Origin of the sequence: Acinetobacter sp. RF15B, assembly GCF_007558235.1 — a bacterium.
Taxonomy (GTDB): Bacteria; Pseudomonadota; Gammaproteobacteria; order Pseudomonadales; family Moraxellaceae; genus Acinetobacter; species Acinetobacter lwoffii_C.
Genome location: NZ_VLSR01000003.1, coordinates 30474 through 53892, shown reverse-complemented (window position 1 = coordinate 53892; position 23419 = coordinate 30474). Strand labels below are relative to the sequence as shown.

Sequence of the window (23419 nt, the reverse complement as noted above, 5' to 3'; positions counted from 1 at the left end):
AAATCAGGCTTTTTCTTTTTGTGCATTTGATGTGTAGCGCTTCATTTGTTTGAATGCTGCCTGATCTGCAGCTGTGGCAAACTCAATAATCCGCTGGAAGATGCTGTGAATTTCTTCATATTCTTGCGGTGTGATTACGCCATCTTCATAAGCCTCATATACCTTCTGATTCGCCTGCCCATTGCAAATATTTCCCTGCATCATCGCTTCAATCACTGATAACTCATGATGTTTACTGCCATCGCAACCAGTAGGAATTAGAGCCAATCCCAGCTGATGCGCCCATGCACGCAAAACAACTGGATTACCAGTGAAGGAAAGCATCATTTCGAATTTCTTCAGGCTTGGCAGATAATCCATATTTGGATTCGCATAGTTCAAAACAGTCTTATGTGAATCACCCAAAACATCAGCAATTTGTTTAGGATCGATGCCCGGCGTTTGGTGGATCATCTTGTACATTGCGCTTTGTGCTTCTTTACTGAATTCCATGTGTGAATCCCTTTGTTTATTCACGTTTATTAAAAATAATTACTGATTGATAATTGGTTTAAGCAGTTAGTGATAAGGCTTGATTCCTGATGTAGTTAAAATCCGCCTCTGGGCACAGTAAGTCGCACTTAACAGCACCATTACTTTCCTTATCGATTCTTATTGCTAATAAAGCACTGCACTTGCTATTGCCGTACATGATTTGATGCAAGTACCCGATTGAGGTTTGGCATCGTTTTGCAAATGCTTTTCTTTCGGTTGGGGCTAATCGATTAAGAAAGCTCTTTAGTTCAGCTGTATGAGCAGAAGACATCTTAAATCTCCTAATTACTAATATTTAGTAAATACTAATTTTTATTACTTAATAAGTCAATCAAGATTTAGTGTTTGCGAATTTACTTTTTACTAAAAACTATATGAAATATCACTATGGACATAATTTCTTTAAGACGCGCCAATCTGCGCCAGGCTATTGATGCCAAATTAAAATCTGAGGGATTTTCTTCGGATGCTGCGTTTTGTGAGCATTACGACCTTAATCCAAGTCATATATCTCAACTTGTGAAAGGTCATGGGAGTTTTGGTGAACGCGCAGCTCGAAACTTAGAGAGAAAGGTTGGGTGGGAAATTGGAACCTTAGATCAACAACCTGCCAAAAATTTATTTGGGGGCGAAAGCTTGGCGAACGTCCCAAGAGTTAAAGCACGTATGGCCCCTGTTCTATCTTGGGTTCAAGCTGGTAGCTTTACTAATGTCGCAGCAGTTGATATGAGTGAAGTAACTGAATGGTTGCCCTTGCCAGAAGATGAATGTTCAAACTGCTTTTTTCTTAAAGTTCAGGGATTAAGTAATTTCCCTGATTTCATGGAAGGCGACTACATCGTTGTAGATCCAGATGCCTATTATGGGGATATGCAGTCTGGTGACATAATTGTAGTCCGTCGCGGTGACGATGCTACTTTCAAAAAACTGGTTATTGAAACAAATGGTAAAAGATACCTTCAAGCTCTAAATCCTGAATTTAAGCCCAATATTATTGAGTTAGATGATCAATGCCTTTTTGTAGGCCAGGTGGTTGACTGCGTTCGTTATGTTTATCGCGCTAGACCAAGAGTGAGAAAGAATTAAATAAAAAGCCGCTTATGCGGCTTGGTGGTTGGGGCTTATCGGGGTGTTTTAGTAATAAGAACTTTTTAAGCCAAAATTAAATAGTGCATTAATAATCAGAGGGGTATTTATGGAAGCTTTTATTTCTAGGCTAAAAAGCCACATAGAGCATGTTAAAAAAGTTGGTGAGCACTGCTCTACCGAGGAGACAACTAAACAGGCATTAATTTTGCCATTACTTGATATATTAGGGTTTAATCCATACGATCCAACAAAAGTATTAGCTGAATTTGCAGCAGATTTTCCCTGGTGTTAAAGCAACAGAACGTGTGGATTACGCATTGTACTGCAATGGTCAGCCTGTAATGTTTATTGAGGCAAAGCCATATGTTGCAAACTTAACAAACCACGCACCACAACTATCAAGATATTTTAATAGTAGCTTAGGTGTAACTATCGGCGCTATTACGAATGGTCGTGAGTGGAGATTTTTCACTGACTTAATCAATACCAATGTTATGGATGAAAAGCCATTCTTAACTATTGATTTCACTAAAGCCGATCCTGAAGATTTAACCCAATTAGCTGAATTCAAACATGATAACTTTCATGCAGAAAAGTTAAGATTTTTTGCTGAAGAAAATCAATATATTCAGCAATTTAAAGCAGTCATAAAAAAGAGCATCAATGAGGTTGATATTGATTTTGTTCGCTATGTTGCACAGCAAGCAAGTATTCAACGCCAGTTAAATACAAAATTCCTTGAATCTATACAGCCTTTTGTTCAACAAGCTGTTCAGCAAGCTATTAGTGATACTGTTGTGAAAGGCTTATCCTCTCCAACCATCATCACTGCTCAACCAGTAGAACACAAAACTGCGGCGACTCAGCCCGAAGTGGTGGTAGAGACCCATAAACCTGATTTTATTGTTAATCCTGACAATGAAAAAATTATCACGACTAAAGATGAACAGGATCTGCTTAATATTGTCACTGAGCTATTTCCTGAGATCGAGCTTGAGGGGCGTGACACTGAGAGCTACTACTCTGTTTTATATCAAAACAAAACAAACAGGTGGTTGTTTAGATACGATGTAAATCGCAAACGCCCAACAATTTATTTTATTGTTCCTATTGATGATTCTAGAAAATTAGAATTAGAACGAGCTGGGCTGGAAGTCCAGAATAATGGAGCTATCTTTATTGAAAAGCCGGAACATATCTACAGAATGGTTGGTATTTTGAGAGATAGTCTTGAGCATTGCATGAATGATGAAAACTTTAAACGTGCTTCTAATCAATAGGTCATAAAGCAAAGCCCAAGCGCATCAGTGCTTGGGCTGCTGGGTTGTTTATGTGAAATAACTGATTCACATCCACTATAGGGAAACATGATATGCAAACAATTGAAATCAATTCCCATAAGATTAGCCGCGTATCTTATCAGTGGCATCTATTAACAGTGGAAATGAAGACTGGTGAAAGGTTTATTTACAGACTTCTTGATGCAAGCACATTTAAAGAATTCATAGATGCAGCAGATAAAGATAGATTTTATAGAGGCCACATTGAGGCTAATAAGAAATTTAAGCGTGTTCAGCTTTTTGGATGATTAAAAAAAGCAACACTAGATAATAAAAACACATTTCGTGTTTTTATTATCTAGTCATTATTATTTTTTATCATTCATATACGGAGAATTAAGCGCTTCCATATGAATACATGTGTAATATCCAATCTGACATTCAGTGCTAACTTTTATCTTGTGGTTTAAAAATAAACCGCTAAATAGCGAGATTACACAAAAACCTCCTAAAATCCACCATTTTACAGCACTACGATATTCTGTATCCTTACGTAAAGAGCTTATCCATGTTATCAGAACAATTAAAATACTAATAAACCCAATCATCAAAAAACTAACAGCAAATACCATCATTGGCAAATCATGCTCAGATTCCAGTAGCTTAACTGTAGCGTTAGTCAAATTAATTCCGCCGAATACAGTAATAATAATGGATGCAAAAATACCCAAAATGGTGATGTAATTGACCATCATATTGTCATACATGTTTCTTGCAGTTTCTGAGAGTTGTTTTGCCTCATTGGAAACCCTTTTAGCATTTCCTGCAACTTGTGTTGCTTCTTGAGCTAATTCTCCAGCTTTAATAGAATGCTCTTTAGTAATTTTAGTTATGTGATTTTTTTGATAGATAGATAATAATAAATGTCTCCTAAATTTTCGGAAAACTTTCTCTAGTACTTTTTTCTCATAATCTTCGTAATCAGTAATTTTATTGCTAATAGCTGTAGCTATACTAGTTAATTTCTCATCAACTATCGTGTAATCAATTTCCTCATCCTGTTTATAGATAACATTGGTTATATACTCATATGGAACTTCATAAGTATATTTTTTTGATTCATTTTGACTGAAAAAATTCTTAATTGTATCTAAACTAGACTCACTGACCCGAAATTCAAAACAAACATCTTTTATTGCATCATAAAACTCATCATCTAAAATAATATTTTCTTCTATTTCAAAATATTTCTTTTCTTTAAAAATATTCTGACTCAAAACAGAATTAACAAATAAGTCAGCGATTTTTCCAACTGACTTAATTGAGCTTTCATGACTTACTTGGTGAGCTATGATTTCTTTTATAATTAATTCTGTAATTACAAATACATTAGATTCTTGAACCCCCAAGTTATTAAGTCCTTAAAAAATCGCTATGTACTGAGAAATAGTTATAAAGCTCTTGATTGGTATATTCAATACCTTTTTCACCCATAAGAATTCTCCCCTGATCTTTCAACCAAATATTCTCCATATGAGTTTTATTAACTAATTGAAAAGCATCCCTATCAATTAAATGATCAACAACCGTTGTTATAGTCTTTTCAACAACTGGGTCATTGTTGATTCTTGATTCATCAAATTCTTTAAACTCAAATGAGAATCCACCCTCAGGGTTCATCTGATATGAGAATGTAGATTTTGGTTCTGATATATGACTAATCCCGTTATCTTTAAATTCAAAATAAACATTCGGCACAACTGGTCCATACTGCCACTTTTGAATCGAGTCAGTAAATAAAGGTTGTCCTTGGTTGTGTATCAAATAATTTGCTTGAACATAATAAAGTAATTTTTGAAGTTTTAAGGGAGTCAAATTACGTTGTCTAAGCACATTATTCACATACCAAACTATATAGTTAGCTATATCCATTGCACTATAATTATTCATAACTCACCTCATATATCGAAATTAATAAACCATCAAACTTGATGAATACAAGAAAAAGATTTACTAACATTGATACAGATTCATGATTTTTCTACTTAAGCGAGTGAAGTGAATTTTTATTTCATCTAACTTTGTTGAATGAAGTGAATACATTAAATATGTATTAGTATTCATATAACCTCCTTAGACAAAAATACCCTATCTATCAAATGATATTAGGGTTATCCACAACTATATTGACAATTGTCAACACTGTCAATATCAAAATGATTCCTAAATGTCAAACGAAGTTTGCAACCATATGAAAAATTTAATTTTTATAGCTTTAGCTTGTTGCTCATTACAGTTTTTATCAATAACCCCTTATAATGACTCCGCCAACAACAACAAAACAAAACCATGAAAACAATAACTTTCACCAGCCTACTCTTATCTCTAGCTATCACCGGCTGCCAGCAACAACAAGCCTCTAATACTGATACCAATATAGATGCAGTAACCACTGCGCTAGAGAAATCAGATAGTACTCTTAGCGGTTATATTGAAAAACTGGAGTCGGAATTCACGTCTGAAGATATACGGACCCAGATCATCTGCAAAGACTATCCTCATGAATACAAGACAAACTATGCTCCCAATATGCTTAAACTTAGTTCCGAATATAGTGAAGCAGTACTTTTAAGTGATTTAGATAGAATTTTGGATTTCTATAAAGCAAAAGACCAAGTCAGTTGCTAGTCTCATTTCTATTTAAAAAGTATGAACTATGGCATTGCTTATAGTTCATACCTGTTCAAAAATATCTAAAGCATAAACTTACCTAAAACCACGCCAACAATTGCTGCTATTACTGCAATGATAGCTATCATCTTATTATCAGTTTCGGGAGGTCTGTTGCGAATCATATTTAACTCCGCACTTAGATGTGCTTTTTCATCGCGAAGTTTTGTTACCTCTTGTAAGCTCGGCAACTTTTGATTCTCATACTTTAGCTTTTGAATCTCCGTATCTTTATATCGATTTTCACTCTGATATCTCTGTAACTTTGAAACTGTTTCAATAGCTTCTTTATCACGAGATAAAACCCTTTCAATTTGATCTCTTAAGTGGATACCTGCGTCCAACGGCGTATAAGCAGAATGATCTGCAATATAGTCAAGTAATGTAACATCTGTATTGTGTCCCAGCCCAACTACTCGATAGGCATCTAGCTTCGAAAATGAATCCAATACACGATCAGAGTTAAAAATTTTAAAATGCTCTGGGCTACCACCACCTCTAATTAAAACAACAATGTCACTTCCTTGAGCTTTATCAATAGCTTGTGATAGTGCTAAGTCATCACTCAAACTAACTGTAATTTCATTAAAATTACAATGATTTTGATATCCACTCAAATGTTTATAAAAATCTTCTGCGATTTTTACATTAGTCGCGGAGCTATAAATAACGGATATTTTTAAGATCTGCTTATCCGGAAATGGAATAGATCTAGGTGGAAATTTTTTTAACTTATCAAAGCTATCTAAGTCAGACCGTAGTCGCTCAATATCCTTATCAGCTTCAGCTGCTCTTATTGAAAAGGCTCTGAATCTTTTTGTAAGAATATCATTGTATAGATTGAATTTTGGCTGCCCCACTAACTCGACATAATCTCCATCCTTAAAATCAGCAATATATTTTTTAAAAATTTCAACCTCAATGATGCCAGTCTCATCTTCTACCTTTAACTGATAAACTGAAGCATATCTAGATTTATTTAATTGCTCTTCAACATTAAGTAACTTCCCTTTTATAGATATATTCTGACCAAGGTATTGATTAATTTGACTTTCTAACTCACTAAAAGTATTGCCTAGCATGTCATTTACTTGACCAACTTTAAATATTGGTACGTTATTTTCCATCATATTATCAAACACATATTCATAAAATAAAAAATAATAACATAACAAAATCATAACTTTAGGGTGAAGTTAAACATCTCATACTAAAGACTATGCTAATTCACTCCCAAAAATTAAGTCTTCTTTTGTCTATCACAACACATTATTTAGCCAATACTAAATAAAAATTAGTAAATACTATTGACTTAATATTTAGTAAATACTAAATTACATCTCGTAGACATTAAAAAAGCACTCAAAGGGTTCGAAGTCTTGAGTGCTTTACTTACAGCGAGATTGATTATGAACAAAACCTTAACACCTTTCAATAGCCTCAAGGTAACACTTGTTGCCGGTGCCGTGACAATCGGTGCTTTAACATTCGCTTATAAGCCTGAGGCGGCCAGCACTCCTGCTCTACATAACTCTATTCCCGAGTTCTCGGCAGTAGCTGCTATAGATCTATCTGGTGAAAACACAGGTACTGCTGTTATTCGCCTGGATGACTTCACACTCGACGTGAGCTTTGACTTTGAAACAGTTGAAGACAGCTACGGCGTACCAGGTAGTGAATTCTATGCGGTTGAAATCACCCAGTTATCTATTGACCACATTACCGACAAATACGGCAATACTTTTCCTGACTTCACTGATCAAAACGACCATCGCAATATCAACTTATTGCTCTCCACTTTTATTGAAAAAAACAACTTGGTGGGGGCGTAATCATGATTCTTAAATCCGCTGATCAAATTTTTGAAGCGCTTTTGAATGGCCAGTTAGTTTACTGGTGTGAATATGGCTCTGATGACTGGTCACCACTTAATGACCAAGCACAAGTTAATTTTGCAGACCTTTATACCGGTTTCTTGCAATTCAAAGCAGATGAGCTACCTGTCATTCCAATGCCAATAAAGTTTAGCTCAACTCATCGTTATTTCTCTGAATACATCAAGACCTTTGAAGGCCTTGAAATCTATCGAGTAGGCAAAACTCGTGCGAGCTATTTTGCCCTACGTGTCAAAAGCTCCGGGACTATTGCTGACTATCTGTGCAACACCATTATCTACTGCATACAGCCTGATGGCTCGCTAAAGAAAATGGATAAATCAGTTACGCCGCAATGGATTTTAGATGGGCTGGAAAATGCGCGTGTTGCTATGCGTAAAAACAGACGTCATCAAGTTTTAGAAAGTACCGGCTTCTTTGCCTCCGAAGACTATAAGAGCTTTAAGCGCAAAAACCGTTCTGCAGGAGTACGCTGAGATGGCAATTAATATTATTCCAGCGGATCAGCCGCTACTTGTCCAAGCCATCATTGTTTATCTGTATGCAGATCCAGGCTTGGGTAAAACTTCTATTGGTTTCACCGGTGAAAAAGCTATTTCATTCGACTTTGATAAGGGCTCTCACCGTACTGGTGAACTGCGTCGCGGTGCTGTGGTTCAGGTCAATCAATGGGCCGATGTAGCTAATCTGACTATGCAGGATCTAGAACCATTCAAGACCATTGTGATTGATACCGTGGGCGCGATGCTTGAAAGCATCAAGACTCATCTGATGCTGAATGCGACCAACAAGCAAAAAGATGGCTCTTTGAAACTCAAAGCCCAGGGCTTGGCCAACAATATCTTTAAACAGTATGTGAATACGCTGATTGCTTCAGGTAAAGACGTAGTTTTCATTGCCCATGCTTCAGAAGATCAAAATGGTGACCAGGTAATTTACCGACCAGATCTAGGTGGTAAGAACCGTAATGAGCTATATCGCATTGCAGACGTAATGGGCTACCTAACCACTGTGCAAACAGGTGAAGGTAAACATGAGCGGGTTATCAGCTTTAGGCCTTGCCCTACTCACCATGCCAAAAATGCAGGTGGCTTAGGTGGTGAAACTGGCGAAGTTTGGGTACCAGATCTAAAGACTAATCCTACGTTTTTAGCTGATCTCATCAAGCAGGCTAAAGACCATATCAATACCCTGACCCCTGACCAGCTGGCCGCAATCAAGGCTCAGGAAGATTTAGAAAACTGGGTACAAAGCTGTGCTGAAGCCCAGTATGCCAGTGATTTAAATCAGCTCACTCAGTCTCTTGAAGATACTCACCTGTATTACAAAAACATGCGGGCTGAACTGGTTCGCCGTGCTTTAGAAATGAAATGCACATTCGATAAACAACGCAATGCCTGGGTGGATCCACCAGAGTTCAACGGGATATCTGACGAGCAGCTTGCCGCTCTACAGGAATTCATCGATACCTGTGGTCTTGATACAAAAACAGTGTGTGAGCACTTGGGGCTTGATGCTCTCAATCAAATAGAAGCCAGCAAGCTGGTAGCGGTTAAACAAGAAATTGAACAAATAGCAAAGGAAATGGTGAACGCATGAAAATTTTAAATAGCAAAGAAGCTTTTGACGCGATGATGGCCGGCAGAAATATTATGTGCCGCGCTGTTGGTGAGCTAGTGGATTTTGATGATCTGTCTCAGTTCCCTGCCACAATTTTTGCTATGCCAGGCTATGAGTTCTGCATCAAGATTGAAACCATGGAGCTGGCTGGTATTACGTTTGCCAAGCCTTTAAAACTCGAAGAAATTTGTGAAGGACAGGATATATATGTCATCAACACTTACGGCTCATCAATCTATGTTGTTGAATTCGGCAAAATGACCAGCGCAGCACTCATTGAGTCGATTAATAATGGATTTGCACAACATGACGCTGAAAATGCAAAGCTCCAATCACAAGCAATATCTAAAGTTTTAGGCCGCGAGTTAAGTGGTGACTGTCTTGTTGTAAGACTTGGTGGTGAGGAAAAACCCAAAAAGAGACGATCAACCAAAGCTAAGAATGATGCTGAGCAGACCGGTATACCAGCTGGACCAGGTGATGCCGCACCAAATATTGAAAAACAGCCTGAGTCAGAAGTCGCTGAGACTATTAAAACTGAATCAATAGCGCCATCTATTCCTGCTGAAGAAGTGTTAGATGAAACAGATCCGGCGATTCAGAAGTTTATTGAAGCAATTGATAAATGTGATTCTGAGTATGCTTTGCAAGGTATTGACCGCAATCTGGATGGCAATAAGGAAAAACTGCATACAACGGAATTTGATGAGCTCAAGCAGCGTATTAAAGATAAACGTATTAGCTTTTTCCCTGCTACAGACTCAGTTTCAAAGATATTAAATGCACCAGTTGAGCCAGAACAATCATCTAAAAACCTAAGTGTTGCTGAGCTAAAAAGACTACAGGAAGAGGCTGAAAAGCTAATACATGGCAAAGCTCAAGATGCAGGCGAAGAATACCAAACCCTTCTTACTGATCTGCCGAACCGCGCAAGTAAAGCAGCAACCCCTGCTGAAGCAAATGCTTTGGTGGGCTATACAAAGGCATGGACCGAAGAACAGCGCAAACCATTAATTGATGCAATCCATAAACGCTTGGTTGAGCTCAACAAGACAACTGAACAACCTTCTTTGGCAGTACGCATTCAAAAAGCGGAAGACCTTACTGAACTGGATGCTTTAGAGATCGATGTATCAGCATGTGATGAAGTTATTCAACCTAGATTAATGGAACTTGTCGAGCAGCGTCGGATTCAACTGGATCGCCTCCTTAGTGCTGGTGAGGCATCATGAGTTATTCCTACTCTTCGATAACCCGGACACTGACAGTGTTCGGGGCCAAGATGACACATGTATTTAACAATGTTGGGATCGGTGAATTAGAAGCGTTGCTCACTGATGCAAAGTTTAAAGAAGCAATCTGGAGAAAGTGATGGATATTGAAAAATTAAAAGCTGGATTTGAGCAGACTGAATGCTTTAAACGTCTTGAGCATGTTGCGAAATACACTTTTTTTGAATTTGGGGCATACATCAAGCGAACGGATGTTCCTGCTGATGTCGAAAAGAAGTATGGGAGATTTATCACCGCCCTTATTTTTAGCTGGTCTGCATGGAAGGAAGCCCACCAAGCTGTGCAGGAAGGATTTGTTTTGGCTCCTAAAGAGCCTACCAAAGAAATGATTTCCGCTGGATTTAATGAATTAATTCATGGTGAATCAGAAATTGCCATTTATAAAGCCATGATCGAAGCACAGGAGCAGACTAATGACTAAGCGATTACCGTGGGGGCATGAAAGTCGCTATTGCTCCAGATGTGGCAAAGTTGGTCCACGATGCACAACCAAAAACGAAATTGGATATGTTCATTTCTATTGCTTAACGAGTGAAGAAAAAAAGGAACGTCGTTCACGCTTCAAGCCACAGGAGCTAGCTAATGACTGAAATTCAAAAAAACGTTGTCGACGAAGAATTAGAGGTCGACAAACAAGTAAATCTGATTGACCAGTTTATTAAAGACGGTGGTTTTGATCAGGCATTTAACGATGTGTTTGGGTTGCCCGAAGCCCCAAAAACACAGGAGCAAAGCCATGATTAAAACCAGAGCAATCACTCTCAATTTATACATTTAACGGAGATAACGAATGGCTTTACGTACTTATTCAAATATTTCTGAAGATGAGAAAAACGTAATTTTAGAAAGGTTTTTAAATGCGCATGAAGACCAACTTTTTCCCCAGGAAATTGTGGCTCTATATCTTCAGTGTTCCCCTTGGACCCTAGCAAAGATGCGTTGTGAAGATCGATCACTTCCTTTTTCTAAGATTGGCCAGCGTATTGCCTACAAGAAAAAAGATGTGATGGCCTATCTTGAATCTAAAACGATGACAAATACGGCTCAATATTAATACTAAGGCGGGTTATCCCGCCTTTTTTAATTCTTCCAAACGGCTATTCCACACATTTTCATAGTTAAAACAGTCTAATTTTTGCTGATAAACAGCCTCAATCATATTCATACAAACACGCAGCTCCTCCAGTGGAATCTGCACATAACCGCCAGTAACATCGACCCTTGGTTTGACTGTGTGATTCAGCAGTCTTTTGGTCACATAAATATTGAACTTTAATAGATTGCACAGAGTTGCAAAGGTTCTGCGGAAATCATGGGTCGAAACATAAAAGCCAACCTGATCACCTATTTCTTTTAATGTACGATCTATAGTTGTTGCATGCACATTCCATGATGTGGGTAACTTTGTCGCTGGAAACACCCAGTCATTTTCTTTAAGAAGATAGCGCGCTTTAAGTATTGAGATAAGATGATCGCCAATCGGGAGTAAATGACGTTTACCATTTTTGGTGTCATTAAATGCGACGGTACCATTTTCTAGATCCACCCTATCCCAACTCAAACTACATGCTTCTACACGACGGCATCCGGTATACATCACAAATAAAATAATATCTCGGTGTGTATTACTTCTGGCAGTGCTCTCTAAATTTAACTCATTAAAATAGTGGAGTACCGCCTGGTAATATTTAAAGATTACATCTTTATTTAGATAGCGCTCTCTTGGTGCGATCTTATTCCATCCAATAGTGACAGAGATAACATCAACAGGATTTGACTTAAGGATTGGCTTGTCGTCTGTTGAATACAGTACGTGCATGTACCTCCATAAAGTTCCAACTAGAGAAACTGCCCCATTTGCACTGGATGGGCTTACTTCGGTTGCGTCTAAAAACTTATTCAGTAGTTCATCTTTGGTAATTTCAAAAATTTTACGATTGCGCCAACCGACCAAGTAAAGATCAATGTATTTGTTATATTGCCTAACTGTTTTGGGCTTAAATGTATTTCTATTAAGGTAAATATTAAGAGCGTCACCCACAGTGATATCTAGCGGATTGAAATCATTTTGGTTTGTACTCCCTTTTTTAGAGACATATTGGCCACTATAAATTTGTGCCAAAATTAGCTGAGCCTTTTTTCTAGCCCCAGCTACAGAAATAGTATCTATTGTGCCCAGCACTACCCTATACAGTTTATTGTTATGCTTTTTATCAACCACAAAAGTTTTGCTATTAGGTGTTACTCGTACACCAAAGCCTGTAAGTTCTGAGTCTCGAAAAATTTTCTGGCCTTTTTCAACGAACTCCAATTCATCGACATATTGCTTATTAATTTTTTGGCTCATAGAATTAATGTTCACTAAGAAAAAGGTAATTAGATAAGTTTTTTAGAAAGTATACAAATCGTATACAACGGGAATTTTCATCTATTTTATCGAAGATTTTTTGATTTTAAGTTATTGTTTTTACTTATTATATTAATTTATGTAATTCTATAATAGTGTTATAGAAAAAATAGAATCCTCCTAGTCTGGTGCTGATTGCAAGCGCTTGCATTAGATTAAATATCCATGTATTTTCAATAACTTAAATACTTTCATTGTTACATCATATTGCATTCATTTTGACTTCATTGCATTTCAACAGTCTACAAAATTTATTTTTTGTAGACTGCTTATTTAATTTACTGATTTATATGCTGGAATTTTAGCACAATACAGTTATTATGCTTGACGACAAACCTATTAGATCGAATAGGTAATAATAAAAATGAGAATAAGTAGCACGTCGGGAAATAATCGTGATTCCAATCCCTGCAGTGGTTGCGACTGCTTCGTTAAGCATCCACCATTTGTGTCTCGTTCGACATTGTGCCCCCTTAAAATCGGCAATAAAAAACTCCCGAAGGAGATCTTACTTAAAAATTAGACGTAAAATTTATAAAGCAAGTTTTCTGCCCTTTCTTCACTGGAAAGAATGTAAATTTAGGCTTGTATTTTTCATCACGGCTAAGCTCCAGCACTGTGGAGCTAACATCCTTAATCTCAAACACTTCAGCCACGCTTTTAGCTTTTATTATTTCATCATCTTCACTGAGCGTATATACATCAAGCTCAGGGCTTAACTTTTGAAGTTCTTTCGATTAAGTCTTTTATTTTCATTTAATATCACATGATTATTTTTGGCATTTTAGAATAATTTATTACGCAAGCCATCTCCACAGACTACTTCAAATCATCTGGCACATATTTTTTAGTATTATTTTAAGCAAACAGACACTGTACAGATTAGGTATCCACTAAATATAAATTAAATTCATTGACTATTTAAATAGTGAGATGGATCAATATGATCGAGTGTTTACTAAAAAACCTTTGAAATATAAATAAGATATAAACATTTTAATCGTACATATACCTACAAATGCATCCCTAAGCTACCTCATTGTAACTGCTTCTACTGTGCCATTCTTACTAGGTCGAATCTTCGGCAAACAAAATTGAGAAAATTATGTTAGTTAATACAAATACCGCTCAAAAAGCGTCTTTCAATCAATTTTCAAATAACGCTACTGATAACAAGCCTAAATCAGACAACCAGACACAGAAGCCCGCACAAGATAAGCCTGATCAAGATGATACAAACCCTACGAAAGAGCAGCATGATCAAAAAGAAAATGCAGACAAAAAATAAATCATAGCTCAATATCTTAATTAGCAAGAAAAGCCTATCTACCTGATGGGCTTTTTGGAATTCAAAATATCTGTTACGCCGTACATTACCTCAAATAATAATATGGCATCACGCATATAACGCCACACGTAAATTATTATCCGCTCTTTCAGCTTAATTATAATTCCGTCAATTGCTAGCAAGTCATTTTGCGTTAATCCAGACCGTTTGAGATTCTGATACTTGGACAGCCCAGCACTGCAAAATTCTAAGTCTTATTTAGCTTATACTTCTTCTGCCATAAGCATCTCATCAATAAGAAAAGAAAAAAACCGCTAATAATGTATATTTAGTGGGATTTTATATGCAGTAATCCGTCCAGTGAATTTAAGAAATAAAAAAAACCTGCACTTTGGGGAAAATGCAGGCTATAAACTGAAATTAAGTAAAAGTGTGGAGAATTACTTAATGTTGAGTAATTTACTATGAATTACTTTACTTTTCAACAATTCTTGATGCATTTCAAATTTTTATCATCAACTGTATGCTAAATCTCAGTCACACTATATAAACCGAATAAGCAAAATGGGAATTGAAGCATATTTTCCAGATATTAAAAGCCCCACTAAGAAGTGGGGATCATTACCAATTTTGAGAAATGAATACTTATTTATTCCCGGTATTTGACTAGCTGTGAATAACTTCTAACTCAAAACCGTTATCAATCATTTTATTAATACTGGGTATCAATGCGTCTATCCATTCTCCCTCACTCCAAACCTTTAAGACTCCATTTTCCTCCTTATAATAGGCATGAGTGAAAAATGAGATATGATGAATAACCTGTGTTCCATTTGGTATATTTTTCATACAAACCTCCAGATTTTTTGTTGTAATTTTAATCTATCAGAATCTTATGTTTTTTAAGTATAGAAGCTTGTATCAATTCACTATTAAATGTGACTTTTCAAACAATGTATTAACCTATGTTATAAGAAGACGATTCCTTTAATTGTCAGTTTATTTTCTGAATATATAAAATATTAGACGTACAAACTTAAATAGCTTAATTCCCTTTGAAGAAAAAAATCTCCTTTTAAGGGAAGGAGGTAGAAATTGAAAAAGAAACTACAGCGACTAAAACCAGACGCAATTCTGAGCCAGTTTGTTTTTATCTACTGGCAAAATATTACTTTTCAACAAAATAGTCACAAAACAATTCATTTTTTGAGAGCTCTTTTCACGTTAAAAACAAAAGTATTTTAGGATTTGGAGCACCTGGATCTCCTAGTATTAAAAAACCTGCATTTAGGGGTTCTGTTTTATTTTATCTTGTGTACTACAAGATTAAGGCTATATTTGAGAACGTTTTCAATAACTTAAAATAAATAAAATTCACTCTTGATTGCATTGAATTGGCTTTTTTTGTCAACAGCCATTTGATAATTACGTTTTAGCTTGTCATATTACCATGCCTGATTTTATGCATATACCCGTCTATATGCTCAGTGAAACTTCTTCTTATATTTGATGGGTAAGACAATCCATGTTTGCTCAAAGGGTGGTTCAGCTTCTAAGAATTTTTCCATGGCTTTAAGGCCGTGATTTGTTGTGGGGGTTTATTTTTACTTAAGCCGTTGTGAGTTAAGTTTTAATATATTTTTGGTTTCATGAACATCATCCAATAAAAAACCATCCGAAGATGGTTTTTTATTCAGCCTTGAGCTATTAGCCGCAAGATGCTTGAACAATAATTTTAGTTTGTGGATCGGTGACTACTGTAACTCGATCTGAACGGTAATCTAAAGTTACTGGCTGACCTGGTGTCACCATTCGTACAGTTTCCGCTTTAGTTTTAGCTTTAATGACTGCTTCAGATAAACCAGTTTGTCCAACCAATTTCGTTGCCTCATCCGCTATACAGCTAGTCATCGTATTTGGTGGTTGAGAAGGCATCTGTTCAGGATTATTTGCACATGCTGTCAATACAACTGCAGCTAAAATTAAAGATAAATTCTGGATAATTTTCATAAGCTTTTGTCTTATCAAGATAAAAACATAATCATACCGAATACAATAGCTTTAACTACAGGCTTAACTACAATCTCTATACATTTTACTCAAACTGAATATTTAAAAAAAGTATTACTCTCTTAAAGTGAAAATCTGTAAATTTCCATACAGATTTAATATTCACCCCCCATAAGAAAAGAAAAAACCTGCCAATAAAGCATATTTAACGGGATTTTTATATACCAACTATATTTGGCAAATTAAATATCATTAATACTCTACAGTAATTACAAATGTATTCTCATCTTCTAAATGAGTTTTAAAATTAAAAGCATGTTTGTGAAAGTATTCATTCAATTGCAAAATAGTGCCCTTATCAACAGTATTAAAAGGAATTTTTAAATGAATTGGATTTTCCTTACGCTTAGCAATAACCTCATGGAGTTTAATAAATAATTCTTCGTATTTACTTGTCATAATATTAGCCATTTTGGTCACCAGTGATTACCAAAAATATAATTATAGCTGAGATACCAAACCCTATTGTAGGCTTAATTTTATACCTCAAGGAATAGCTGGTTTTTCCACACAGTTCCGATATTCTTTTTTTTATCGCTAATCTCAGTCACATCATGCAGGCTGAATAAGCAAAATATGAACAGGAGCATGGCTTTTCGCCTGGCCATAATAAATCTCCAGAAGGAGATTTATTGAGTTAACCTAGTTATTTGATTTCTGAATCTTCAAAATTTCCAGGGAGATTTAAATTGATTTTAAAATTTGTAGTTTGATTAATATTACCCCAGTCTCCGTAAATCAGTGCTTTAACTTCAATTCCGGTATCTTCATATAGGCGCTTATCCTTTAAAATTTTGAGAAACTTTTCAGCATCTACGTCATTTAGATAACCGACTTGAATACCACCGACAACCACCATAATCGCATAGGTATATTCTGTATTTGTGGTATCCATAATCAAGAGAGCATTAACCACTTTACTCACAGAGTTATCAAGTTGAGGGCCAACTATTTCAATTATAGGGTGCTGAAATTCAATTGCACTGGAAATTTTATGACCAAATTTATTTTTAGTCATTTCTTTAAACTTTCCACCGGACTTATGTTGGCTGGGTTTCACCATTACAAAGAATGTGATTAAAACAATAATCACAAGAAGAACTAGGCCCATGACTCATACTCTTCACATGGGAAAGATAACAACACCCTAACACAAAAGGATCTATATTCTTTAAGTTTTATTGGGTTTTAAACTCTCATAACAATTTATTTAACTCAGAAGATAGCCAGTCAATAAACTGCTCTTTATCATCTATTTTGGGTATATCAAATACCCAATAACATTTAGATCTGAGCCTGCATTTGAATATTACAGTTAAGGTATTGATTTCAATATAGGCATCTTATCCCCTGAGTTCTGCAAATAATCGTAGAGTTATTGAAAAAAACTTCAGCTTATTGACTATTTCATATTTTGATGGTTCATACTCCTTTAAGGCTTCATCATAAATAAAGGCAAAGATCTCTTGGATCATAGCAATGTCCAGTGGCTTAACTTCAATTAATAATGAAGATAAATCAACCTTTAGCATTACGGTGTACAACAAATGTATTGCGACTTGTTTTAATTTTTAAAAGATCATAAATGCACAAAAGCCCACCGTACGGCGAGCTTCTTATTAAATCAAGAAGTTTAAAACCCGACTAGGCCTTAAAACCTGCCAACATAACTTTACTTACTACTTCATCAAAGTCTGGCTTTGAAAGAGTTGGCCTGCTATTTCTTATAGCTTTATAGGAAAAACTTGCTGCAACCCCCACACAAACCACAGTTAACAACTTCATTATTGCTTACCTCATGTATTGGGAAGATTTGATTTAAAATTATCATTTCTATCTGTAGTCTTTCAATTCACTTTAGAGTGATTTGTGTATTACACCTAAAACAATATGTAATAAAAAGGCTCACCCTTTGGCATTCACAACCACCGGCCACCAAAAACAATCAGAGGCAACAAATACTGCTAAATCTGGCGTTGATCCAGTGGTCAAAGCTCAGTTTGAAAAATCAGAGGCTCAAATTGATGAATACTTAAAGTTTCTGAATGACCCTAAAGCCTTCTTCAACAGAGAAATACAAAATCCTCTGCAAAGACTTTTCTGCTGAATACAAAAAACAACTGCGTATCTGCTCTATTGAAAATTCAGCCTGATGATTACATCAAGTTAACCCCGCTTAAAGACATTAAAGTCATAAGGGGAAGACTATAAGGCAAGTTAAATATCCCCTATAGGTAAATTCAGATAAGAATTCCTCCTCCTCATCGCAGTACTTTTTATGTCATCCAAATGTAAATAAATCTTTATATTTCTATCCAACTAATTAACATGTTTATACTTATGATTTAGAACGAAAAGGTTTGTTCAATATGAAATATATAATTGGTGCTTCACTTCTTGCTTTAGCACTGGCCGGCTGCAATTCATCTCCTCCACAACCTACAGAATCAACGCCTCCTGTAGAAAGCACACCAAGTACTCCGGCTGAAACCCAAGTAATTAACTTTGTTGGACCAATGGATCTAACGATTCAGCTTAAGTCATCTGACAATTTTGAAACAGCAGAAATGACTGATAATTCAGGCAAAGTTCATCATTTGAAGCAAACTGTAGCGGCCAGTGGTGTACGTTTAGCGAATGACCAAGGCGTATCTATTCACTTTAAGCGTGGCGAAGGTGTAGTAGAGTTAGTTAAAGGTAAGCCAATTAACATTACTGAATATAAAAAATAAGATTCTTACTTTAAAAACCCATCTTAAGATGGGTTTTATTTTAGCTATGACCCAAGACAAAATACCCCTCCCAGACAATCTGCATAAGAAACTTGCACCTCCATCTATATAGTTTTTTTATGTAACGTGTGAGGTTCAAAATAACGTCCATAATGATCAGTATAAGCCCTATAATTATTAGAAATAATGCTATAGGGTCTACTCCTTGAGTGTTGTTCATTTTATGTTGTCTGATCTGCTATGAATACTTTTTTTCTTTAGACTTTTAAAGCTGTATTTTTATTCATGATTTCTATATACAATTATATTCAAGTATTTGAAATTACTTCCTAGATATAGTGAATCTTTATGATAAATCATGCTGGTTTTAAAAGCTTTGAGGAAGCAGGTCAAACGGTTTTAAAATACCTGCACACTCGCTTTGGCTTCAATTTATGGATGATCACCCGTACTGAAGGTGATGACTGGATCGTTCTGCAAAGTGAAGATAATGGCTATGGCATTAAACCTGGGCAAGTGTTTCGTTGGGCCGATTCCTTTTGCTCCCAAATGGTACAAGGTAAAGCTCCTCGCATTGCCCCCTACTCACCTGCTATTCCACTATACCGTCAGGCCGCAATAAACAAGCTGGTAGATATACAAGCATATGTAGGCCAGCCGCTTGTAAAAGAAGATGGTTCACTTTTTGGCACACTTTGTGCTATTGATCCACAACCCAAGTCAGAAATGCTTATTGAAGAGGCAGCGATTTTTGAACTATTAGCACAGATGCTGAGTTATATCTTACAAACTGAATTAAGAGAGACACAACAAATACGTAAAGCTGAACATTTTGAAGCTGAGGCCCTTAGTGATTCACTTACTGGTCTGTTTAACCGTCGTGCATGGGACAAACTGCTTGAATTAGAAGAAGAGCGCTGCAAACAATATGGCCATCCTACTGCTATATTAATGATTGATCTTAATGATCTCAAAATTACCAACGATTCTTTAGGACATGCGGCAGGTGATGAACTCATTCAAAGAATGGCTTTAACCTTAAAAGATAATATACGCAGTAATGATATTGTTGCTCGCTTAGGTGGTGATGAGTTTGCAGTACTGAGTATAGAAACTGATTTAGAGAATGCTGAGAAGCTGGTATTAAGAATTCAGCATGCGTTGGTACAAGCTGGTATTAGTGCCGCAATTGGTTTGGCAATGCGAAATCCCCAATCTGGATTATCAGCAGCCGTTCTAGAAGCTGATGAAAAGATGTATCAAGACAAAGTCTTAATCAAATCAAATAGAATGGGTTAAAAAACCACCTTGTGCGGCTTCAGATTTTAAAAAGCTGCAACCAAAGTGGCACTTGGGCCGGGTGGAGAAAGTATGAAAGCTTTTAATTGTTATCAATGATCGCAATATATCTGATAAAGAATAATATTTGTGAATGATGTCCTTATGCAGGTGAAGCTTTTTGCTGATCTTAAATACAGTTAAGAACTTACCCAATACTCCATTTTAGTCATTTCAAATAGGTTTCGAATCGAACTAACATAAATAAAGGTAAGAGTATTCTCTATACTGGTAAATGGTTTTAGGTTTAATATAAATATCTAATGCCTGTCCTGCACTAATATCTCATACCTTCTCAATCGCCTTGCCTTTTCTAGGCTTCTTATATTCCCCATGGGCAATCTGGGCGAGAATTATGTGCGCTTCTGTACATGATGTTATCATTGCAGCTCAACAGTACACAAACTGATGGTTTTTATCATTTCATCGCTCTTGAAGCTTTATATTATTTTCCAGAAAGCTGTTACTATCAAAAATTAAAATTCTATACGAATTACCCTACTAAACATAAAAAAACCATTATATCTACCTACTTAAACCAGCTGCTAAAACTGGACGAGAGAAAGATTACTTTCTAATCTAAACAAGCCTTGAATGACTACAGAGAAAAGAAATATTCAATGCTAGAATAAAAAGTCATGTAGATTATAGGTAATCATCATGGAAAGGGTGGTCATCGCAGTAATTCTGGTTATTATCTTGGTATTGCTGGTTATTTTTTATAATCAAAAGAAATAACCTATATGTTTATATCAAGCATATTGAAACATTTATGTAATTTCATAAATCCATGAGACTTCAATAATATAGACAGTATTTAATCGCCTGAAGCCAGCTTTTAGGTTTTTTATTTCTACATAAGTTTAAGCTGTTAAAAAGCCCATGAATCATGGGCTTTTTATTGCTTATTTACGCTGCTCTAAAAGCACTTTGTCAGTGACTTTCCAACCTTTACCGGCAATTTTTTGAACCGTATATTTAAACGTATTGGCTGGCAGGTTATTTCCTCCGTCCTTGCCGCCATAAGTAGCATCAGCATAGTCCCGAGAAACAATCTCAAAATGCTTGCTATTGATCTGCTTCACATTACTGATAAATCTAAAGTTAATGTCAACATTGTCGCCAAAAGCTTTGTCATTCTGAACCACAAATGGTCGTGACTTGGAAAGCTTGCTGACTTCAGACATATGGAAAGAACTGCTGCCGTTTCCGCCTTTACAGCCTTTATCGCCACTCCAAAAGATATAGTACTCTGCAATACCGGTCTTTTCGTCTGAGTAAATTGGATAAATATCTTTAATCGATGTTAATTTAGCCGCTTTACCTCTTTCAAAAGAATGTCCGCATGAAGTGGATTCCGCATACTTTTGCGTTACATTTAAAACTTGGTACTTGGCTACTGCATCGGAATCAGCCATCGCCACACTACTCATACTAGTCAGCATTAATGCTACCATTATTTTTTTTGCAAATCTTTTCAATTTAAATCTCTAAAAAATTGCTACCCTATTCATTCTATATTTTTTGACCATCTATTCAAGTAAGAAAGAAGTATGATTTCAAAACCCTTCATCTTAATAGAGGTTTTTCTTTTCTGTCATTCAAATACAAATAAAGCTTCACTGGTCCATTTAACGAAGTACTATCTTTATATCTGTGACTAAAGGTTAAAGAGAAATTTTATGCAATATATCAGGGGTATTTCTCTTATTGCTTTCATACTTACTGGGCTGTAATTCCTATCCTAAAGAAATGATCAGTCCTGTAGAGAGTAGCGTACCCAGCATTTCCATCCTCACTCCCGCACAGATTCATGACTCACCCTCAGCAGTCCAATGGATTTAATCCTTAAGTTTAAATCGTCAAATAATTTTGAAACTGCGCTGCTGACAGATAACTTAGATAGAATGGGTATTCAAGTAAGTGTTGATTTTGTAATAGAACTTTCGTGTTGAAAAGAGCATCTGCTGCGAACGGTGTGTTGATGCCTGATAATGAAGGTGGGCTATTCACTTTAAAAATGGAGAAGGCCTTGTAGGGTTTGTGAAAGACCGACCTATCCCTATCCAAGAGTTTAAAGAATAGTTATCAAATTCTTGAACAAACCCACCGCATTGGTAGGTTGGTTTTTTAAAGCCTGGAATCAATACATGCGCTCATAAGGGTACAAGCTCTATCAGAGCTTCTTCCACGTCATATTGCTCATCGTATTGCTTCCCTTGGCTTTGCCTTGAACTTTGAGCAAATCTCTTGATTCATTTAATTGAGCATCAATATGGTAGGTTTTCCCATCCTGCGTATTGATCCACACTCCTTTACTGAATTGCTGATCTTTACCATTAGCAACCAGTCCTCTTAATGTTTCCATTCCAAAAAATGGCTGATTTTTTAGTACGCCCACGCATTTGGTACACACTTCACTCATTGGAGCACCTGGCAATGGGTAGTTTTTGGTCACAACGGCACTATACTGTTCTGTTTTAGAATCCTTGCGGATTACAATATCTGAAATATAATATCCAGTACGGTCATCGATGACCTTCCATGTGCCAATTAATGGATCAAAAGGCATGGCAGCTAAGGGGTTAATCATTCCAAGCAGGAGTGCAACAGCACCAATAAATTTAAACTTCATATAGAGACATTTTACAATTAAGTTAAAAAGCACAGAGAGGTGCCGAGTGCGGGAAATTATACCCCCTATTTTTTTAATATAGACAGAAATTTCACTAAAATTATATATATCCAATACATGTAAAAAAACGAATAGTTTGACGAGGCCATGTCTGCCAGAATAAACATCGTTTAAATCGGTTCAATAGAACCACTCTAAAATAATTATCCCAAAAAACACTAAACTAGTGTACCCCCTTAGTCACTGGGCACACTTTTATACGGTTACCTTAGTGAGTCGAAATCCGTTTAATAATTAAACGTTTGTCCCAAGGAATAAACCATCAGGGTGATAAGCAATACAACGAATATAGATATAGCTATTTCTGTTTTTGTCATTTGATCTACCCTTATTTAAGGCTGTACCTCCTTTATACAGCGCTTAAATAATATTCTAAATAACAAAATATTACACTTTCATAATTCTTTGCAACAAAATAAAACATACTTTAATTTTAAAATTTAGCTTTC

At 36.1% G+C, this 23419-nt stretch carries 25 protein-coding genes and 2 pseudogenes; 15 read left to right on the top strand and 12 right to left on the bottom strand.

Annotation, left to right across the window (positions count from 1 at the left end; genetic code table 11):
• Positions 1 to 3: 3 nt before the first annotated feature.
• Entirely contained in the window at positions 4 to 492 is a 489-nt protein-coding gene (locus E2K74_RS02850) for a phage regulatory CII family protein (RefSeq protein WP_151206195.1), read from the bottom strand.
• Between the two features lie 58 nt (positions 493 to 550).
• The gene (locus tag E2K74_RS02845; protein ID WP_151206194.1) at positions 551 to 805 is read right to left on the bottom strand and encodes a helix-turn-helix domain-containing protein; all 255 of its coding nucleotides are present in this window, start codon (positions 803 to 805) and stop codon (positions 551 to 553) included.
• 116 nt (positions 806 to 921) lie between these two features.
• Here E2K74_RS02845 and E2K74_RS02840 point away from each other — a divergent pair, with 116 nt between their 5' ends.
• The 3 genes and pseudogenes from E2K74_RS02840 (at position 922) to E2K74_RS02830 (ending at position 3211) form a co-directional block, all read left to right on the top strand.
• Positions 922 to 1620 carry a LexA family protein gene (locus tag E2K74_RS02840; RefSeq protein ID WP_151206193.1) on the top strand — a complete coding sequence of 233 codons (699 nt, stop codon included), beginning with the start codon at positions 922 to 924 and terminating at the stop codon, positions 1618 to 1620.
• 109 nt (positions 1621 to 1729) lie between these two features.
• A pseudogene (locus tag E2K74_RS02835) lies at positions 1730 to 2903 on the top strand (type I restriction endonuclease).
• A gap of 92 nt (positions 2904 to 2995) precedes the next feature.
• Positions 2996 to 3211, top strand: coding sequence for a KTSC domain-containing protein (locus E2K74_RS02830; protein ID WP_151206192.1), 216 nt, complete (start codon positions 2996 to 2998; stop codon positions 3209 to 3211).
• A gap of 60 nt (positions 3212 to 3271) precedes the next feature.
• Here E2K74_RS02830 and E2K74_RS02825 read toward each other — a convergent pair whose 3' ends face one another.
• Together E2K74_RS02825 and E2K74_RS02820 are read right to left on the bottom strand one after the other, a co-directional pair.
• Positions 3272 to 4312 carry a hypothetical protein gene (locus tag E2K74_RS02825; RefSeq protein ID WP_151206191.1) on the bottom strand — a complete coding sequence of 347 codons (1041 nt, stop codon included), beginning with the start codon at positions 4310 to 4312 and terminating at the stop codon, positions 3272 to 3274.
• A 4-nt stretch (positions 4313 to 4316) separates the two neighbouring features.
• Positions 4317 to 4853: a Panacea domain-containing protein gene (locus E2K74_RS02820; RefSeq protein WP_151206190.1), complete on the bottom strand. Its 537-nt coding sequence runs from the start codon at positions 4851 to 4853 to the stop codon at positions 4317 to 4319.
• Between the two features lie 399 nt (positions 4854 to 5252).
• Here E2K74_RS02820 and E2K74_RS02815 point away from each other — a divergent pair, with 399 nt between their 5' ends.
• Positions 5253 to 5591: a hypothetical protein gene (locus E2K74_RS02815; protein ID WP_151206189.1), complete on the top strand. Its 339-nt coding sequence runs from the start codon at positions 5253 to 5255 to the stop codon at positions 5589 to 5591.
• A 65-nt stretch (positions 5592 to 5656) separates the two neighbouring features.
• On the opposite strand, the gene E2K74_RS02810 is transcribed toward E2K74_RS02815, so the two are convergent.
• Positions 5657 to 6760: an exodeoxyribonuclease VII large subunit gene (locus E2K74_RS02810; RefSeq protein ID WP_161982770.1), complete on the bottom strand. Its 1104-nt coding sequence runs from the start codon at positions 6758 to 6760 to the stop codon at positions 5657 to 5659.
• Positions 6761 to 7042: 282 nt separating this feature from the next.
• Here E2K74_RS02810 and E2K74_RS02805 point away from each other — a divergent pair, with 282 nt between their 5' ends.
• The 7 genes from E2K74_RS02805 (at position 7043) to E2K74_RS02780 (ending at position 11494) form a co-directional block, all read left to right on the top strand.
• Entirely contained in the window at positions 7043 to 7465 is a 423-nt protein-coding gene (locus E2K74_RS02805) for a hypothetical protein (protein WP_151206187.1), read from the top strand.
• Positions 7466 to 7467: 2 nt separating this feature from the next.
• Complete coding sequence (locus E2K74_RS02800; protein WP_151206186.1) at positions 7468 to 8004, top strand: hypothetical protein; 537 nt, start codon at positions 7468 to 7470, stop codon at positions 8002 to 8004.
• Between the two features lies 1 nt (position 8005).
• Complete coding sequence (locus E2K74_RS02795) at positions 8006 to 9127, top strand: ATP-binding protein (RefSeq protein WP_151206185.1); 1122 nt, start codon at positions 8006 to 8008, stop codon at positions 9125 to 9127.
• On the top strand, positions 9124 to 10380 hold the full coding sequence (locus tag E2K74_RS14795) for a hypothetical protein (protein WP_227547995.1): 1257 nt from the start codon (positions 9124 to 9126) through the stop codon (positions 10378 to 10380). The genes E2K74_RS02795 and E2K74_RS14795 overlap by 4 nt, the downstream gene beginning before the upstream one ends.
• Before the next feature lie 139 nt (positions 10381 to 10519).
• Positions 10520 to 10861, top strand: a complete 342-nt coding sequence (locus E2K74_RS02785; protein ID WP_201798529.1) for a hypothetical protein — start codon at positions 10520 to 10522, stop codon at positions 10859 to 10861.
• A 161-nt stretch (positions 10862 to 11022) separates the two neighbouring features.
• Entirely contained in the window at positions 11023 to 11184 is a 162-nt protein-coding gene (locus E2K74_RS14670; RefSeq protein ID WP_162850560.1) for a hypothetical protein, read from the top strand.
• Between the two features lie 46 nt (positions 11185 to 11230).
• Positions 11231 to 11494 carry a helix-turn-helix domain-containing protein gene (locus tag E2K74_RS02780; RefSeq protein ID WP_151206184.1) on the top strand — a complete coding sequence of 88 codons (264 nt, stop codon included), beginning with the start codon at positions 11231 to 11233 and terminating at the stop codon, positions 11492 to 11494.
• Between the two features lie 12 nt (positions 11495 to 11506).
• On the opposite strand, the gene E2K74_RS02775 is transcribed toward E2K74_RS02780, so the two are convergent.
• On the bottom strand, positions 11507 to 12787 hold the full coding sequence (locus E2K74_RS02775; protein WP_151206183.1) for a tyrosine-type recombinase/integrase: 1281 nt from the start codon (positions 12785 to 12787) through the stop codon (positions 11507 to 11509).
• Between the two features lie 1165 nt (positions 12788 to 13952).
• On the opposite strand from E2K74_RS02775, the gene E2K74_RS02770 reads away from it, so the two are divergent.
• Complete coding sequence (locus E2K74_RS02770) at positions 13953 to 14135, top strand: hypothetical protein (protein WP_151206182.1); 183 nt, start codon at positions 13953 to 13955, stop codon at positions 14133 to 14135.
• A 666-nt stretch (positions 14136 to 14801) separates the two neighbouring features.
• Here the strand turns inward: E2K74_RS02770 and E2K74_RS02760 are convergent.
• From E2K74_RS02760 to E2K74_RS02745, 4 genes and pseudogenes are all read right to left on the bottom strand, one after another.
• A complete protein-coding gene (locus tag E2K74_RS02760) occupies positions 14802 to 14984 on the bottom strand; it encodes a hypothetical protein (RefSeq protein WP_151206181.1) in 183 nt (60 codons plus the stop codon).
• An 858-nt stretch (positions 14985 to 15842) separates the two neighbouring features.
• Positions 15843 to 16037, bottom strand: a pseudogene (locus E2K74_RS15035) (I78 family peptidase inhibitor); the annotation flags it as partial.
• A 360-nt stretch (positions 16038 to 16397) separates the two neighbouring features.
• Positions 16398 to 16616 carry a hypothetical protein gene (locus E2K74_RS02750; RefSeq protein WP_151206179.1) on the bottom strand — a complete coding sequence of 73 codons (219 nt, stop codon included), beginning with the start codon at positions 16614 to 16616 and terminating at the stop codon, positions 16398 to 16400.
• 235 nt (positions 16617 to 16851) lie between these two features.
• On the bottom strand, positions 16852 to 17316 hold the full coding sequence (locus E2K74_RS02745; protein WP_151206178.1) for a hypothetical protein: 465 nt from the start codon (positions 17314 to 17316) through the stop codon (positions 16852 to 16854).
• An 801-nt stretch (positions 17317 to 18117) separates the two neighbouring features.
• Here E2K74_RS02745 and E2K74_RS02740 point away from each other — a divergent pair.
• The 3 genes from E2K74_RS02740 to E2K74_RS02730 all read left to right on the top strand — a co-directional run bounded on the left by E2K74_RS02740 (position 18118) and on the right by E2K74_RS02730 (position 20236).
• Positions 18118 to 18312 carry a hypothetical protein gene (locus E2K74_RS02740; protein ID WP_151206177.1) on the top strand — a complete coding sequence of 65 codons (195 nt, stop codon included), beginning with the start codon at positions 18118 to 18120 and terminating at the stop codon, positions 18310 to 18312.
• A 262-nt stretch (positions 18313 to 18574) separates the two neighbouring features.
• Positions 18575 to 18937 (top strand): lysozyme inhibitor, encoded by a 363-nt coding sequence (locus E2K74_RS02735; RefSeq protein ID WP_151206176.1) that lies wholly within the window; start codon positions 18575 to 18577, stop codon positions 18935 to 18937.
• Between the two features lie 351 nt (positions 18938 to 19288).
• Positions 19289 to 20236, top strand: a complete 948-nt coding sequence (locus E2K74_RS02730) for a GGDEF domain-containing protein (protein WP_151206371.1) — start codon at positions 19289 to 19291, stop codon at positions 20234 to 20236.
• A gap of 944 nt (positions 20237 to 21180) precedes the next feature.
• Here E2K74_RS02730 and E2K74_RS02725 read toward each other — a convergent pair.
• Together E2K74_RS02725 and E2K74_RS02720 are read right to left on the bottom strand one after the other, a co-directional pair.
• Entirely contained in the window at positions 21181 to 21756 is a 576-nt protein-coding gene (locus E2K74_RS02725) for a hypothetical protein (RefSeq protein ID WP_227547993.1), read from the bottom strand.
• Positions 21757 to 22451: 695 nt separating this feature from the next.
• On the bottom strand, positions 22452 to 22910 hold the full coding sequence (locus tag E2K74_RS02720; RefSeq protein ID WP_151206175.1) for a DUF2147 domain-containing protein: 459 nt from the start codon (positions 22908 to 22910) through the stop codon (positions 22452 to 22454).
• Between the last annotated feature and the right edge of the window lie 509 nt (positions 22911 to 23419).